We start from the raw sequence: 14,118 nt of genomic DNA, 5'->3' as shown, positions 1-14,118 counted from the left end.
CGGCGATATCGATCTTTCTCATCCCCATCATGGCCTCGAAGGCGCGCCTGGCCGCCGCTGGGTCGGGATCGGCGACGGCGGCCGTCAGGGCGCGTGGCGTGATCTGCCACGACAGTCCCCACCTGTCCTTGCACCAGCCGCAGGCGCTTTCCTGGCCGCCATTTCTGATGATCGCATCCCACAAGCGGTCCGTTTCCGCCTGGTCGTCGGTTGCAACCTGGAACGAGAAAGCCTCGCTGTGCCGGAACGCGGGTCCCCCGTTCAGGCCGAGACAGGGAATCCCCATCACCGTGAACTCGACCGTCAGGACATCGCCCCGCCGGCCCGCGGGATAGTCGCCGGGCGCGCGATGAACAGCGCCCACCGCGCTGCCCGGGAATGTCTCGGCGTAGAACGTCGCGGCCTCCAGGGCGGTGCCGTCGTACCAGAGGCAGATCGTGTTCTTGCCAGCCATCTCGGTTCTCCCGGAGGGGATGGCCACAGGACCACCCTGGGCCATGGTGCCGTGAGCTTCGTGCCCGCGGCCGCGCCGCGGCCGGAGGCGATGCAGATGGAGCAGAAATCGCTTGCCGGACCGGCGCCAGGCGGAGGGTGGCGAATGCGGCGCTGGATGTCACGGACAGTTCCGCGCCCGCCCGCCCGCGCCCGCCCGCCCGCGGTGACGCTCGCGCGCGGTGACGAAGGTGCTGGTCCGCGCGGCGCGGCGGCTTCAGCCCGACCGGAGGGCCGAGCGGCCTGGATTTCAGGCAGGAAGGACCCGAGCGGTCCGCCGTCTGGCGCCCGCTCCTCCCGCATCACCAGGGCGGCTGCCCAAAGCCGGGGATCCGGCGCAGCGCCCGGCTGGTTTTCAGGGGCGCCAGAGACCGGCTTGCGGGTGCGCCGTGCCAGGGCCGGAGCCATTGCGGCAATCCGCCGCGCGCTTGCGCCTGCGCACGCTAACCAAGACTTAGCGTGCGCAGGCCGGGCAAGGCGCCGGTTGCCTGCTTCGGCGCCCCTGCAAGCGACGCCTCGCAAGGGGAGCGTTCTCGCCGCGCGCCCCTCCTCCCGCCGCGCAAGCCTGCGCCGTCGGCGGCTCTGGAGCCGGCATCGTCGAAGCCGGTGGACGCGGCGCTGCGGGCTGGGTTCTGCCGTGCCGGTCGCAGGCTCAACCGGAAGCGCGCCAGCACCCGCTGTTCTTGCGCTGTCCCGGCCGCGTCGCCGCGGCATTCGGCGGCAGTGATCCGGACGACCTGCCGGAGAACCAGGCTCTCCAGTGGGCGAACACGCCGTTCCGCTCGGATCGCGACGCCGTCCATTTGTTCCGGAGGGACGGATGGGGAAAGGCCGCCCTGCCTGCGGCGGCCCGCCTTCAGCCTTTCGCGCTGCGGGTCATGGCCGGGTCATGGAAGACGGCCTCAGATCTCCGGTTCCTGGGTGGCGCTGTGGCCGTAGATGCGGCCTGGCACGTCGGCGGTATGGAATTCCGGGTCGCCGCCGCCGGCGCGCTCCAGATGCGACTTCAGGCTTTGCAGCGCCGCCTCGGCGCTGAGCCGCGCAGCCTCCTGGGGGGTTTCGGGCCCGGTGGGATCGGCGGCCGGCGCGGTGTCGCGCGCCAGGTGCAGGGTGAGCCGCGTCACCTTTTCCACCGGCTGCACCCGCCATTCGCCGGCGGGGCTGAAGGACCAGCGGATGATGCCGGTTGCCGGATCGCTTTCCAGTCCCTCGCCGGGCAAATCGGTTTCCTCGCGCCGCAGCTGCGGCAGCCAGTCGCGCAGATGGGCGGGGTCCGCCAGATAGGCGAAGACCTCGCCGGCCGGCCGGGCAATGGTGATCTGCTGCTCCATGCCCGCGCAACGCTTGAGGCGAAGCGGGGTTGCGGCGGCGCATCCCCGTTCCGCCGCAATCCCGCCGGGCGCGCTCCGAGAAACCGCCGGGCGCCTCCGGCGTCACTGCCAGAGCAGCGGAAGGGATGCGCGACGATGGCAACGCCGGCCTGGCCCCGGCCCAGCGTGGTTCTGCCCTGCCTCGCCCGCCGGCCGGAGGGGCTGAAGGCCGGTCTGCGGGCGGTGCCGGAGGAAACCGCCGTTGCGCTGACCTATGGCAGCGCCACCCATGCCGTGATGATGGCGACCCCCGCCGACCTGCCCGATCTGGGCCTCGGATTCAGCCTGACGGAAGGGCTGATCGCGCATCCCGGCGAGTTGACCGGGCTGGAGGTCCTGCCACGCCCCGCCGGCATCGAGATCCGCATGGAGCTTGCCGGCCTCCGCGAGGAAGCCTTCGCCCGCCGCCGCCGCCGCCTGGCGGGGCCGCTCGGCTGCGGCCTCTGCGGCATCGAGAGCCTGGACGAGGCGACGCGCGATCTGCCCCGCGTCGCCGCCCCGACGCGCCTTTCCGCGGCGGAGATCGGCGCGGCGATGACGGCGCTGGCCGACGGTCAGGCGTTGCACCGCGAGACCCATGCGGTGCACGCCGCCGGGTTCTGGCGCCCCGGCCAGGGGCTCGTGGCGCTGCGCGAGGATGTCGGCCGGCACAACGCCCTGGACAAGCTGGCGGGCGCCCTGCTGCGGCAGGGCCGGTGCCCCGCCGAGGGCGCGGTGGTGCTGACCAGCCGTGTCTCCGTCGAGATGGTGCAGAAGACGGCCCTGCTCGGCGCGCCTCTCCTGCTGGCCGTCTCGGCGCCGACCGCCCTTGCCGTCCGCGTGGCGGAAGGGTGCGGCATCACCCTGGTGGCGCGGGTGCGCGGCGAAGGGTTTGAGGTCTTCAGCCACCCCCAGCGCATCGCCTGACGGCGCCGAGGCCTGGAGCGGCCGGCAGGCAGCGCCTATTCTGCGGGCCCCTTGCTGCCGGACCCTTCGCCTGATGCCGTTTCTTTCCTTCAGCCCCTTCCTTCTGGCCTGACGCATGGCGCAGCAGGACCTGGGCGGCTTCACGCAGCAGGAGAAGGGCGGCGGGGTGGCGCTGATCACCGTGCGGCCCGCGCGTGCTTCGCTCGCCTTTCTGGCCGCCACGGGGCTTCTGGGCGCCCTGTTCGGGCTGCCGGCACTGGCCGTTCTGCTGGATCCCCGGCGGCATGACGCGATTTCCCTGGCCGCCGCCCTTTGTGCCCTGCTGATCCTGACCGGGGCCGTCATCGCCTTCCGGCGGGCGCGGCGCGGGCGTGGGGAACGGCGCATCCGGCTCGCGCCGGAGGGAATCACCCTGCCGGAGCGGCATGTGCCCTGGTCCGTGGTGCGGGAGCTGCGCGCCGAACAGCCGGCGGCGGCGCGGCAGCCTGCCACGGGGGTTTATGGCCTGGCCGCCAACGTCGCGGCGCAGCAGCGCGCGGCCGAGGCGCGCCTGCTGCTCGACACCGTGGAGAGCACGGAGCCGCTGCTGGTCGCGGAGGGGCTGGGCATCGCCGTGGCCGAGCGGCTGCGCGACGCTATCCTGCGGCGACGGCCGTGAAAAAGGCCGTGAAAAAGGCCGGGGGAATTCCTGCCCCCGGCCTTCTGACGTCAGAAGGTCCGCCTCAATAGGGCAGCACCCGCTCCATCAACTGCTGGCCCCAACGCGGCCGCTGCAGGTCGCTCGACACGCCGCGCCCGCCATAGGCGATGCGCGCCTCGGCGATCTTCTCCGAGGCGATGCGGTTGTTGGGGCGGATGTCCTCTGGCCGCACCAGTCCGCGCAGCTGCAGCTCGCGCAGCTCGTTGTTCACACGGATCTCCTGCGAGCCGGCGATCTCCAGGTTGCCGCTCGGCAGCACCCGGACCACGGTCGCGGCCACCTGCAGGCGGATCTTCTCCGTGCGGCGGATCTTGCCGGTGCCGTTGGCGGTGCTGGCGCCGCCCAGCTCCGCCGCCGGGTCCAGCTCGCCGCCGAAGGCCTTGCCCAGAACCCCCTGCAGGCCGAACAGGAAGGGCACCCTGAAGTTCTGGCTGCCCTTGTGCTCCAGCTCGGTCTTGTTGTCGAACTGCGCGCTGTCGTCGATCTCGATCTCGACGGTCAGCAGGTCGCCCACCGCGCGGGCGCGCTGGTCGCGGAAGAAGGTGCGGCTGCCCGGCCGCCACAAGGAGCCCACCATGGTCGGGCCGCCCAGGAGCGGCCGTGGACGGGTCGCGACGTCCATCGGGCTGTCCACCATCTCCTCGGCGGGGATGCTGCTGATCGCGCCGGGCGCCGAAATCGGCGGCGGCTGCTGGAAGTGTCCCCAGCTGTCGCAGCCGGCGAGGCCGAGCAGCAGCGCCGCGCCGGCCAGGTTGCGAGCGGCCGCGGTCCGGCCCGGCGGCATCGGCTTCTTCCCCCTCATGGCGCGCCGCGCACCTCGGTGGTGCGCTCGGCGACCACCACCGCGCGGATGGTGCGGTTGCTGCCGGGATTGTGGACGCGGATCTCCTCGCCCACCGCGCCATCCTCCATGGCGCGCCCTTCCAGTTCGAGCGTCACGCCGGCGCTCTTCCAGAACACCCGCACCGTTTCGGTGGAGTGCACCGCCAGCGGCTCACCGACATCGCGGTCGCGCAGCGGCAGGCCGTCGCGCACGCGGCGGCGCATCTCCTGGCCCACGAGGTCGCGCGCCGCCTCGATGAAGGCGGCACTGTCGCGGCGTGGCGGCACCGCCTCCAGGTCTTGCGGCCGCAGGATGTCGCCACGCTCCAGGGTTCGGGTGGCATGCCACACCTCGCGCGCCGCGGCCGGCGCAGCGCCGGCCAGCAGCGGCACCGCCAGGGCGAACAGGGGAAGAAGGCGCATCGCTGCCGCCCTCAGCGCACGTTGTTGGCGGTCTGCAGCATCTGGTCGGTCGCCTCGATCACCTTCGAGTTCATCTCGTAGGCGCGCTGCGCCGCGATCAGCTGCGTGATCTCCTGCACCACGTTGACGTTGGAGGCCTCCAGGTATCCCTGGCGAATTTTCGCAAAGCCGGGGTCGGAGGGCAGGCCCGTGGTCGGCTGGCCGGAGGCGTCGGTCTCCAGGAACTTGTTGCCGCCGGTCGCCTCCAGCCCTGCCTCGTTGGGGAACATGTACAGCTCCAGCCGCCCGACATTCTGCTGCTGGCCATTGGCGTCGGTCACCAGCACCTCGCCGGCCTGGTTCACCGTCACGTCCTTGGCGTCGGCCGGGACGGTGATGGCCGGGTTGACCGGATAGCCCTCGGTGGTGACGAGCTGGCCCTCGGGGGAGAGCTTGAAGCTGCCGTCCCGCGTATAGGCCACGGTGCTGTCCGGCAGGGTGACGCCGAAATAGCCGCGCCCCTCGAGCGCCAGGTCGTAGCGGTTGCCGGTGTCGGTCAGCGAGCCCTGCAGGGTGATGCGGTTGACCGCCGAGTTGCGCACGCCGAGGCCGACCTGCGTGCCCACCGGCAGCACCGTGCCCGCCTCGGAGGAGGCGGAGCCGACGCGCTCGGAGGACTGGTAGATCAGGTCCTGGAACTCCGCCTTGCGCCGGGTGAAGGCGGTGGTGGAGACGTTGGCGATGTTGTTGGCGATGACCTCGACATTGGTCTGCTGGGCCTGCATGCCGGTGGCCGCGATGCTCATGGCGCGCATGGTGTGTGTCCTTCTGAAGCCGCGCGTGGGTCAGGGGAGGCCAGGGGGGAGGCGGGTCAGTTCGAGCGCCCCAGGGTCTCTATCATTTTTCGCATACGATCGTCGTCGTCGGCAACGATCCGTTGCATGCTCTCATAGGCCCGCTGGATCAGCGTGAGGTTGGAAAGCTCCTGCACCGGCTGCACGGTGGAGGCCTCCAGCGCCCCCTGCTGCAGGCGCACCCCCGGCGCATTGGCAGGCACCGGCTGCACGTCGGCGGGCGGGATCTCCAGCAGCCCGTCGCCGCCCTTGCGGATGCCGCGCGGGTCGCCGCCGCGGAACAGGCCGAGGCGCCCGGCCTGCTCGATCCGTCCTTCCACCGTGGCGAGAATGGTGCCGTCGGTGCGGATCTCGACCTTGCCGACCTGCTCGGGCATCAGGATGGGCGCGCCGCCCTCGTCGAGCACCGGGCGGCCGCTGCTGTCCACCAGCGTGTTGTCGGGCGCGATGTGCAGCCGGCCGTCGCGCGTGTAGCCGCGGCCGCCGCCCGGACGCTCGACGGCGAGATAGGCGTCGCCCTCGATCGCCAGGTCGAGCGGGTTGCCGGTGGAGGCGATGGTGCCGGTACGGGTGTCGAGATAGGTGGCGCGGTCCTGCACAAAGGCGACCTCGCGCCCCGGCACCTCCAGCCGGCTGACATGGGTCTGGAACAGGGTGCGGTCGCCGCGGAAGCCGGTGGTGTTGGCGTTGGCCAGGTTGTTGGCGGTGACGTCGAGCTGCTGGCGCAGCGCCATCTGGCCGGAAAGGCTGACGATGCTGGGGCTGTCCATCTCAGTTCTTCCGTGTATCCGGCAACAGTTTCTCGATCTGCCGGCTGCGTGTGATGGCCGCCCGCATGGCCGCCACGCCGCCCGCCGGCGCGGCCGCATGGCTCGCGCTCAACTGCAGCAGCGCCGCCGTGCCGCTCTGCGGCGCCAGCAGCTCGGCCGGCACGGCGGGAGCCTGGCGCGCCAGGGCGGCGGCGCTGGCCAGCCGGGTGGTGGCTTCGGCGCGCGCCGCCGGCTCCAGCGCCGGGTCGCGCAGCAGCCCGGCATAGGCCGTGGCGGCTTCCGGCCAGGCCTTGGCCTGGAACAGCAGCGCGGCGCGCGCCTGGCGGTCGGCCATGTCGGAAAGGCCGGCCAGCTCGGCGGCCGCCTCCTCCGGCTTGCCCATCCGCGCCAGGGCAGCGCTGGCGGCGCGGTGCACCGCCTCCGCCGGCGGCAGGGCGCGCAACAACGCCATGGCCCGCTGCATGTCGCCCTGGGCGGCGCTCGCCTCGGCCCGCGCCACCAGCAGCATCGCCTCAGGCTGCTGCCGCGTGGCGGGGGTGAGTTGCCGGGCGGTGTCCAGCGCGGCGTCGCTCAGCCCCTCGTCCAGCATCAGGCGCAGCGCAGCCTTGCGGATGTCGTCGCCACGCTCGCCGGGCGTGGCATAGCCCTCGTACTGCCAGTACAGCGCCAGCCGTTCGCCGGGCGGCGGCGGCGCCACGCCCTTGGCGTCCACCAGCACCAGGCGCAGCGCCTGCGCGGCGAGCCGGGCGCCGCGGCTTTCCATGCTCGGCCGCAGCGAGGCCTGGCTGGCGCCATCGGCCACCGCCAGGGCAGCGCCCAGGTCGCCCCGCTCCAGCAGCCGCTGGGCGTAGAGAATGGCCGCCTCCTCGCCGAGCGGATCGAAGCGGTAGGTGCGGCTGAAATCGAGCAGCTGCTGCTCCGCGCGCTGCCCTTCCGGGCCGGGGCGGTCGAAGTTCAGCGCCGCCAGCCGGGCGCGGGCCTGCAGCGCGGGCACCCAGTGCCCGACCTGCGCCGCCTTCCGCAGGTACAGGACCTCGTCGGCGCGGTTGCCTTCCAGCCGGGTCAGCCGCGCCAGCAGCCAGCTGCGCAGCGCCGCCTGGTCCGGCCGCAGGTCGCCGGCGGTGCGGATGGCGCCCACCAGGCTGCGCAGCGTCTCGGCATCCTCCTCCACCGCATCGGCCATGATGCCGGCGAAGGCGATGCGCAGGTTCTGCGGCACGTCGCGCAGGGCGGTGCGGACGGCCGGGGCCAGCCGCGCCAGCGTCGTGGCCTCGCCGCCCAGCGCCGCCACCAACCCGCGCCACAGCGGCAGGTCGGGGCGGGCGCAGTCCGCCGCCTCGGCCAGCAGGGGCGAGGCGGGGTCGATCGGCTGGCGCGCCAGCAGCCGCGCCACGTCGCGCACGCGCTGCAGCCGCTCCAGCGCCACCCCGCCGGGCTGCTCGTCCAGCGGGGCGGAAAGCACGTTCAGCGCCTCCGGGGCGAGTTCATGGCCGGCATAGAATTCGGCGAGCGCCGCCGTCTCGGCGGCACCCCGGTCGGACCTGGCCAGCGCGGTGCGCAGGGCCACCAGCCCGTCGGTGAACTCCTGCGTGCCGGCCCAGGCCTGCAGGCTGAAGGCGGGGGCGAGGCAGGCGGGCTTGGCGGCCGCCTCGGGCGGCGGCGCAAAGCGGGGATTGGGTGCCGGGCCGGCGGCACGGGCGGGCGGAGGCGGAGATGCCGGTGCGGCGGATGCGGCCGGCGCCGGCGCGCCGTTCAGCAGCGCCAGCTTGCGCACCATGTCCTCGCGCAGCGCCGCCAGGTCGTCGGCCGGGCCGGGCGTCTTCTGGCTGTTGCCGGTCGTGGCGGCCGGCATGGCCGCCGGCGCCGCGGCGGGAAGGGAGGGGGGTGCCAGGGCCGGCACGGGCGGCGGCGCAGCGGCAGGGATGGAGGCCGGCACGGGCGCCGCGGCCGGGATGGGCGGCGCGGCGACCGCCGCGGGCGCTTCCGGCACCGTGGGCGCGGCCGCGCGCGCGGGGCCGCGCAGCAGGGCGATGGCCTGCTGCTGGCTCATCAGGCCGAGCTTGACCGCGTCATCCAGCAGGCGGCGCCGCGCGGCGGCGAGCTGGGCCGGGCTCTGCGCCTCGCGGGGCGGCTCGCCGGCGGCCGGCCGCAGGTCCACGTAGAGCATGCCGTCAAAGGCGCCGGTCTCGGCCACGCAGTCGCAGGCCGGGCGCAGCCGCAGCACGGTCTCGCCGTTCTCCTGCCGCGTTTCAGTGCCGGCCAGCTCGTTGATGCGGCGGAGCTCGGAGGCGTCCAGCCGGTACGAGCCGCGCAGCCGCAGCTCCCAGTCATTGCCGGCGCGCCGCAGGACATGGGGCGGAATACGGCCGAGATGCAGCACCACCCGGCCACGGTCGGCGTGCTGGCCGCTGCGCAGGCGCACCGGCGTCGCGGCTTCGGCGGAGGCGGCCGCGGCGGGCGGCGCCTCCTGGGCGTGGCCGGGCAAGGCGAGCAGCAGCGGCGGCAGCGCCAGGCTGGCCAGCAGCAGGGCAGGGCGCATCGGCGTTATTCCCCGCCACCCTCGCCGTCGGCCTTGGCGCGCCCGGCCTCGCGCAGCTGCTCCTCCATCTGGTCGAAGCTCGGCTGCAGCTTGGTCGGCACCGACTGCCGGCCGACCTCGACGCAGATCTGCGGCGAGAGGTTTTCCAGGTAGCTGGTGATCACCGAGCGGGTGACGTCGAGCATGCGCCGCTCCTCCTCGAAGATCGCCTTCAGCCGCGCGGCCATCGGCCCGACCAGCCCATAGGACAGGAAGACGCCGAGAAAGGTGCCGACCAGCGCCGAGCCGATCATGTGGCCGAGGATCTCCGGGCTCTCGCTGATCGCGCCCATCGCCTTGATGACGCCGAGCACGGCGGCGACGATGCCGAGCGCCGGAAAGGCGTCGGCCATGGTCTGGATCGCCTTGGCCGGCTTCATGTTCTCCGCATGGCGCTTGTCGATGGCGGTCTCCATCATCTCGCCGATGCGGTGCGGGTCCTTGTTGTTCAAGGTGACGGTGCGCAGCGTGTCGCAGATCGTCGCGCGCAGCGCCGCGTCCTGCATCAGCCGCGGGTAGCGGCTGAAGATGGCCGAGCTTTCCGGCTGCTCGATATGCTTCTCGAGCTTCGCCGCGCCTTCCTTCTGGTGCGTGCGCAGCAGCAGGTAGAGCAGGCAGAGCAGGTCGGAGAAGTCCCGGCGCTGCCAGCTCGACCCCTTGAACACCTTGCCGAAGGCCTTGAGCGTCTTGGCCAGCAGCGCACCGTCGCCGCCGATCAGCAGCGTCATGAAGCCGCTGCCGCCGATGACGAGCAGTTCCGGGCCGAGGGCGCCGAGAATGACGCCCATCTTGCCACCGGCGATCAGGTAGCCGCCGAAGACGGCAAGGAAAACTCCGAAGATTCCGGCGATCTGGATCATCGATTGGGACGGCCCCGCAGGTTGCGACGGTCGGCGCTGAAGCTCACCGATGGCTTGCTCTTACCATTTCGCATTCTTCTGTGCTATGAGCATTTTTCGCAAAAGCGACAGAAAGGCCCGAGCATGCCGACCTCCGTTGCCCTCCAGGCCGCCCTGGACAAAAGCGGCCTGGGTGCCGCCCGCCCGCGCACCGAGACGCTGGGCCGCTACAAGGTGGACAGCGCCGTCGCCGGCGCGCTGCGCAACGCCGCGCAGGCGACCGGGATGGATTTCGAGGTGCTGGCCGCCAAGGCGGCGATGGAAAGCGGCTTCCGCGCCGACGCGCAGGCCTCCACCTCCTCCGCCCGCGGCCTGTTCCAGTTCATCGACCAGACCTGGCTTGGGGTGGTGCAGGCGCACGGCGCCGAGCACGGCCTGGCCGAGGAGGCGGCGGCGATCACCCGCCAGGGCAGCCGGCTCACCGTGTCCGACCCGGCGCTGCGGTCCCGCATCCTGGCGTTGCGGGAGAATCCGGAAATCGCCGCCCGGCTCGGCGCCGAGCACCTGAAGGACCTCGGCGACGCGCTGGCCTCGGCGATCGGCCACCGGCCGGACGCGACCGAACTGTATCTCGGCCATTTCCTGGGCCTGCGCGGCGCCGGCGAGCTGCTGCAGAAGGCCGCCTCCGATCCGCAGATGGCGGCCAGCCAGGTGCTGCCCGACGCGGCGCGCGCCAATCCGGCGATCTTCCGCGGCGGCGACGGGGCGCCGCTCTCGGTGCGGCAGGTGATCGACAAGCTGCGCGAGCGGGTGAACAGCACCTATGCGCAACTCGGCCTGGAAGCGCCGAGCGGCCCGGTGACAATCGATCCCTCCGCCTCGGCGCAGGCGGCCAAATCCGGTGCGGCGGTGGCCAGCAACGAGCCCTTCTGGTGGGGCAGCGGCGCGCCGGCGCGGGTGGCGCATGCGCCGGAGCAGTCGATGCTCTCGACCCTGATGGAAGTGTTCACGCGGATGAACAAGGCAGGAGCGCAGCGCGCCGCGGGCGAGGACCCTCGCAGCCTGCCCGCCGATGTGGTGGCGGCGCTGCACCAGGGCAGCGATGCGGCGGCCGAGGCGCGCAAGGCCTACGGGGCCGGCTGAAAGAGCCCTTGCCCGCCGTTGGCGCCCGCCCAGGGGAAGCGGGCGCCAACGGCGCGGGAAAGGATCAGGCCTGGGCCGCCGCGGCCACCGCAAGGGAGGGGGACGGCCTCGCCGCCCGGCGCCGGTGCCCCTCGCGCCGGACATCGGCGCCGTGCGCATGCCCCGCCGTGTAGCAATGGCGCATCGCAGCCAACAGGACGTCGGGGACGGGGACCGCCTGCAGTCCCGGCAGGCCCGCTGCGCCGGCGATGTCACGAAACTGTCCCTGCAGGCCGTCGCGCCGGCCCAGGGCCACGGCACGCTGCAGCAGCGCTTCGGCAAGCCCCTCCCAGTCCAGGGCGGGGGAGAAGGGGGTGAGTCCGTTGTCGGGCATGGGGGGGCTCCGGGGGGGGGGAGGACGGTCAGCGGCAACGCCGGCCGTCAAGGACATACTGACTTTTTCGCCGCTCCGTATCAAGAATTTTTCGCAGAGCTTTGTAATGTCACGCCCCGGCCCGGCACAGGGGCCCTCCCGGACCAGCGCGGTCAGTTGAGGCGGCGCGGGGGCCTCCGGCGCGGTGCCTGCCGGGGTTTCCTGAAGCGTCCGTGGTGCGGCCTGCTCCGGCTGGCCCGCCACCATCCGCCGCGGCCGTCCGCCAGGGCAAGGGGCATGCCATGGACGCCGCAGCAGAGCACCAGCCCCAGCCGGACGCGGAGGTGCCGCAGGCACGCGTTGCAACCTTCCAGGCGGAGGCGTGCGCAGGCCCGCCCCCGCCCCCGCCCCCGCCCCCGCAAGGCCATCCCGCTTCTGCGATGCCGGGTCAGGCGGCTGCATCGGCCTTGGCCGCCCATTGCTCCGCCAATCCCAGAAAGGCCAGCGGCACGCGGCCGTGAAAGACCGGCAGGCGGCGGAGCGGGGATGGAACCGGGCGATCGATCTGCCTTCTTGGGGCGCGGCGGGATCGAACGGCCGCGGGAGAACGGCGGCCGGCGAGCGCAAGCGACGCGGCGGATTTGAGAAAAATCGCACGAATGCGCCCGGATGAAGCCCCGGATGAAACGAGGTGTCCGGGCCTTTCGGCAAGTTTGCGAAAAATTGTGGAATTCATGCGACTTCTTTCACCCTGTCCAGGTTCCCGCGGAGAAGTCGCCATGCCGCAGCATCTTTCTTTCACCCGGCCATTCTCGGCGGCCGCCTTGCTGGGGATGGCTGGTTTGGGCGCCAGCCTGGGCGCCGGACCCGCATTGCCCGCGCCCGGCTGGCACAGCCTGGTGGGATTGGCGGCCGGTGCCGCCGCCGCCGCCTGGCTTGGCCGGCGCGACCACCTGATGCGGCGCCGCTTTGCTGCCCTGCGGCTGCAGGTGGAGCCGCTGCCGGCGGCTCCGCAGACCTTGGCGGGCGTGGTGCGCTTTGCCAGCACGGCCCCGTTGGCCTGGTGCGCCCGGCAGGGTGAATGGTGCCTGGACTTGGCTCGCACGGAGGCTGACGACCTTCCCTGGCAACTGGACCTGCGCCGCGCCGGTCCGCCGGATGCGCCGGTTCGGCTGGCGCAGGCGGCCACGCTGGATGCCGTGCTCACCCTTTCGCGCCGCCTGTTCACGGGACAGGGCATGGCCCAGGCCGACGATCCTGCCCTGCGGGAGGCGGCCGGCCTGCTGGACTGCGACCTGGAATTCGTGCTGCCTGCGCCGCAGGGACGGATCACGGCCCTGGCCGAGGGCGGCTATGCCCTTCACGATGCCCGTGGCAGCCACGCGCTCTGTGCCGTCACCGCGAACGCGCTGCTGGGCGAGGTCAGCCAGGGCCGCTCCACCCAGGCCTGAGCGGCAGAGCCGGGAAAGCCCCGCCCTGCTGCCGCCCGAAGCGCACCGCCCAGCGGCAAAAGAAAGGCGGCAGAAGCAAGCTTAGGGAAGGTCGGGAGGAATTCCTTCCCCCCGACCTGGCACCCCGCTTCCATCAGGGGGTCGGGCTGCGGAAGGCCTCCCGGCGCCCGGCGATTTCCTGCGTCACCGCCAGCGCCGCCGGCGGCTCCATCTGCGCCAGGATCGGGCCTGCCTGCCGCTCGGGGATCTTCAGCAGGATCGCCGCGGCGCGCGGCGCCTCCAGCCGCTCCATCACCTTCGCCGCCTGCTGCGGCCGCATGTTCACGTAGAGGGCGACCAGCGCATCGACGTCGCCTTCGGCGGCCGTGCTTTCGCGCGCCACCATCTGCTCCATTTCCTGACGCAGCCGCGCCAGTTCCGCGATCTGCGCGCGCGCCAGCTGCTCCGCCGCCTGCAGCCGGGCCTCGCGTGCCTCAAGCTCGCGCATGCGCTGATCGATCTCGGCCTGCCGGCGGGACACCTCCATCAGCAGCCGGCTTTCCCCCGGGCGTTCCTCGCCGAGCGGATTGGGCCGCACCGCGCCGGCCAGCACCGGCGAGACGGTGGGCCGGGCGACCACGCCCTCGCGCAGCGCCATGGGGATCGGGGCGGCGGGCGCTTCCCGCGCCTGGAGCAGCGTGACGCTGAGGCGCGGCAGGGTGAAGCCGCCCTCGCTCAGCCCGGCGACGCGGCCGGGCAGCAGGGCGGCCAGGCTCAGCGCCATCAGCGGCAGGCCGGCGAGCGAGCGCAGCCGCCGCCGCGGCAGGGAAGGGTTGAAGGCGGGCGCAGGGGTCATGCGGCTCAATCCAGCTTCACGCGGATGGTGCGCGCCTCCGGCACCGCCGCCGCCGGGCTGGCGAACAGCAGCTCCGCCGCCAGCACGCTGCGCAGCGGCGGCTCGTCCGGCATGGCGGAGGCCAGCACGTCCGGCTCGGCGGCCAGGGTCAGCAGCGCCGGACCGAAGGCGGCAGGCTCGGGAAGGGCGGGCGCCGGACGGCCGGCCAGCCGCTCGGCCAGCCCCAGCGGCTCCACCAGCTCGCGTGGCGGCGCGGCGGCGCGGGCGCTCTGCAGCTTGCGGTTCTGCCGCAGCGCCTGGTCCAGCCGGGCGGCCACCTCCTCGGCCTGGCGCGAGGCGGTGGAAAGCTCCTGCACCAGCCGCCGGCAGGCGCCGAGCTTGCTGTCCACCTCGCCGATGCCGTCGCGCACCTTCTGGACGATGCCGCCGGCCGAGTGGTCCAGCCGGCGCGAGGCCGCGTCGAGCTGGCCGATCACGTCGCCGGCGCCTTCCAGCGCCGCGCGCAGCCGGCCCATCCGGCGGTAGAGCAGCCCGATCCATCCGGCCTGGGCGACCAGCGCCGCCAGGGCCGAAGCGTCGAGGATCTGTGTCAGCGTCATGGGAT

General features: G+C 73.1%; 16 protein-coding genes. 4 read left to right on the top strand and 12 right to left on the bottom strand.

The genetic code is table 11. The features are described from left to right. Both E0493_RS19935 and E0493_RS19930 read right to left on the bottom strand, forming a co-directional pair. On the bottom strand, window positions 1–454 hold a 454-nt coding region (locus E0493_RS19935; RefSeq protein WP_160939016.1), incomplete at its 3' end, for a VOC family protein. Window positions 455–1,394: 940 nt separating this feature from the next. Further along, entirely contained in the window at window positions 1,395–1,823 is a 429-nt protein-coding gene (locus E0493_RS19930; protein ID WP_160939015.1) for an SRPBCC family protein, read from the bottom strand. Window positions 1,824–1,958: 135 nt separating this feature from the next. On the opposite strand from E0493_RS19930, the gene fdhD reads away from it, so the two are divergent. Then, window positions 1,959–2,768, top strand: a complete 810-nt coding sequence (fdhD, locus tag E0493_RS19925) for a formate dehydrogenase accessory sulfurtransferase FdhD (RefSeq protein ID WP_160939014.1) — start codon at window positions 1,959–1,961, stop codon at window positions 2,766–2,768. 115 nt (window positions 2,769–2,883) lie between these two features. Next, complete coding sequence (locus tag E0493_RS19920; protein WP_160939013.1) at window positions 2,884–3,426, top strand: hypothetical protein; 543 nt, start codon at window positions 2,884–2,886, stop codon at window positions 3,424–3,426. 64 nt (window positions 3,427–3,490) lie between these two features. On the opposite strand, the gene E0493_RS19915 is transcribed toward E0493_RS19920, so the two are convergent. The 6 genes from E0493_RS19915 to motA are packed head-to-tail and all read right to left on the bottom strand — an operon-like array spanning window position 3,491 to window position 9,754. Beyond that, entirely contained in the window at window positions 3,491–4,252 is a 762-nt protein-coding gene (locus E0493_RS19915) for a flagellar basal body L-ring protein FlgH (protein ID WP_235913901.1), read from the bottom strand. A 14-nt stretch (window positions 4,253–4,266) separates the two neighbouring features. Next, on the bottom strand, window positions 4,267–4,713 hold the full coding sequence (gene flgA / locus E0493_RS19910) for a flagellar basal body P-ring formation chaperone FlgA (RefSeq protein WP_160939011.1): 447 nt from the start codon (window positions 4,711–4,713) through the stop codon (window positions 4,267–4,269). Between the two features lie 11 nt (window positions 4,714–4,724). Further along, the gene (gene flgG, locus E0493_RS19905; protein WP_160939010.1) at window positions 4,725–5,507 is read right to left on the bottom strand and encodes a flagellar basal-body rod protein FlgG; all 783 of its coding nucleotides are present in this window, start codon (window positions 5,505–5,507) and stop codon (window positions 4,725–4,727) included. A gap of 56 nt (window positions 5,508–5,563) precedes the next feature. Then, a complete protein-coding gene (gene flgF / locus E0493_RS19900; RefSeq protein WP_160939009.1) occupies window positions 5,564–6,316 on the bottom strand; it encodes a flagellar basal-body rod protein FlgF in 753 nt (250 codons plus the stop codon). 1 nt (window position 6,317) lies between these two features. Further along, on the bottom strand, window positions 6,318–8,855 hold the full coding sequence (locus tag E0493_RS19895) for a hypothetical protein (RefSeq protein ID WP_160939008.1): 2,538 nt from the start codon (window positions 8,853–8,855) through the stop codon (window positions 6,318–6,320). Between the two features lie 5 nt (window positions 8,856–8,860). Beyond that, entirely contained in the window at window positions 8,861–9,754 is an 894-nt protein-coding gene (gene motA, locus E0493_RS19890) for a flagellar motor stator protein MotA (RefSeq protein WP_160939007.1), read from the bottom strand. A 123-nt stretch (window positions 9,755–9,877) separates the two neighbouring features. On the opposite strand from motA, the gene E0493_RS19885 reads away from it, so the two are divergent. Next, complete coding sequence (locus E0493_RS19885) at window positions 9,878–10,876, top strand: lysozyme family protein (protein ID WP_160939006.1); 999 nt, start codon at window positions 9,878–9,880, stop codon at window positions 10,874–10,876. Between the two features lie 64 nt (window positions 10,877–10,940). Here E0493_RS19885 and E0493_RS19880 read toward each other — a convergent pair whose 3' ends face one another. Continuing rightward, complete coding sequence (locus E0493_RS19880; RefSeq protein WP_160939005.1) at window positions 10,941–11,249, bottom strand: hypothetical protein; 309 nt, start codon at window positions 11,247–11,249, stop codon at window positions 10,941–10,943. A gap of 427 nt (window positions 11,250–11,676) precedes the next feature. Continuing rightward, window positions 11,677–11,964, bottom strand: coding sequence for a hypothetical protein (locus E0493_RS19875; protein WP_160939004.1), 288 nt, complete (start codon window positions 11,962–11,964; stop codon window positions 11,677–11,679). Between the two features lie 43 nt (window positions 11,965–12,007). On the opposite strand from E0493_RS19875, the gene E0493_RS19870 reads away from it, so the two are divergent. Further along, window positions 12,008–12,679, top strand: coding sequence for a hypothetical protein (locus E0493_RS19870; protein WP_160939003.1), 672 nt, complete (start codon window positions 12,008–12,010; stop codon window positions 12,677–12,679). Window positions 12,680–12,812: 133 nt separating this feature from the next. Here E0493_RS19870 and E0493_RS19865 read toward each other — a convergent pair whose 3' ends face one another. Together E0493_RS19865 and E0493_RS19860 are read right to left on the bottom strand one after the other, a co-directional pair. Then, entirely contained in the window at window positions 12,813–13,514 is a 702-nt protein-coding gene (locus E0493_RS19865) for a MotE family protein (protein ID WP_160939002.1), read from the bottom strand. A gap of 5 nt (window positions 13,515–13,519) precedes the next feature. Then, window positions 13,520–14,113: a hypothetical protein gene (locus tag E0493_RS19860; protein ID WP_160939001.1), complete on the bottom strand. Its 594-nt coding sequence runs from the start codon at window positions 14,111–14,113 to the stop codon at window positions 13,520–13,522. Window positions 14,114–14,118 lie beyond the last annotated feature (5 nt).

Origin of the sequence: Teichococcus coralli (genome assembly GCF_009829925.1) — a bacterium.
Classification (GTDB): Bacteria; Pseudomonadota; Alphaproteobacteria; order Acetobacterales; family Acetobacteraceae; genus Pseudoroseomonas; species Pseudoroseomonas coralli.
Note: the sequence above shows the minus strand (reverse complement) of the source record. Positions and strands in the feature narration are given on the sequence as shown.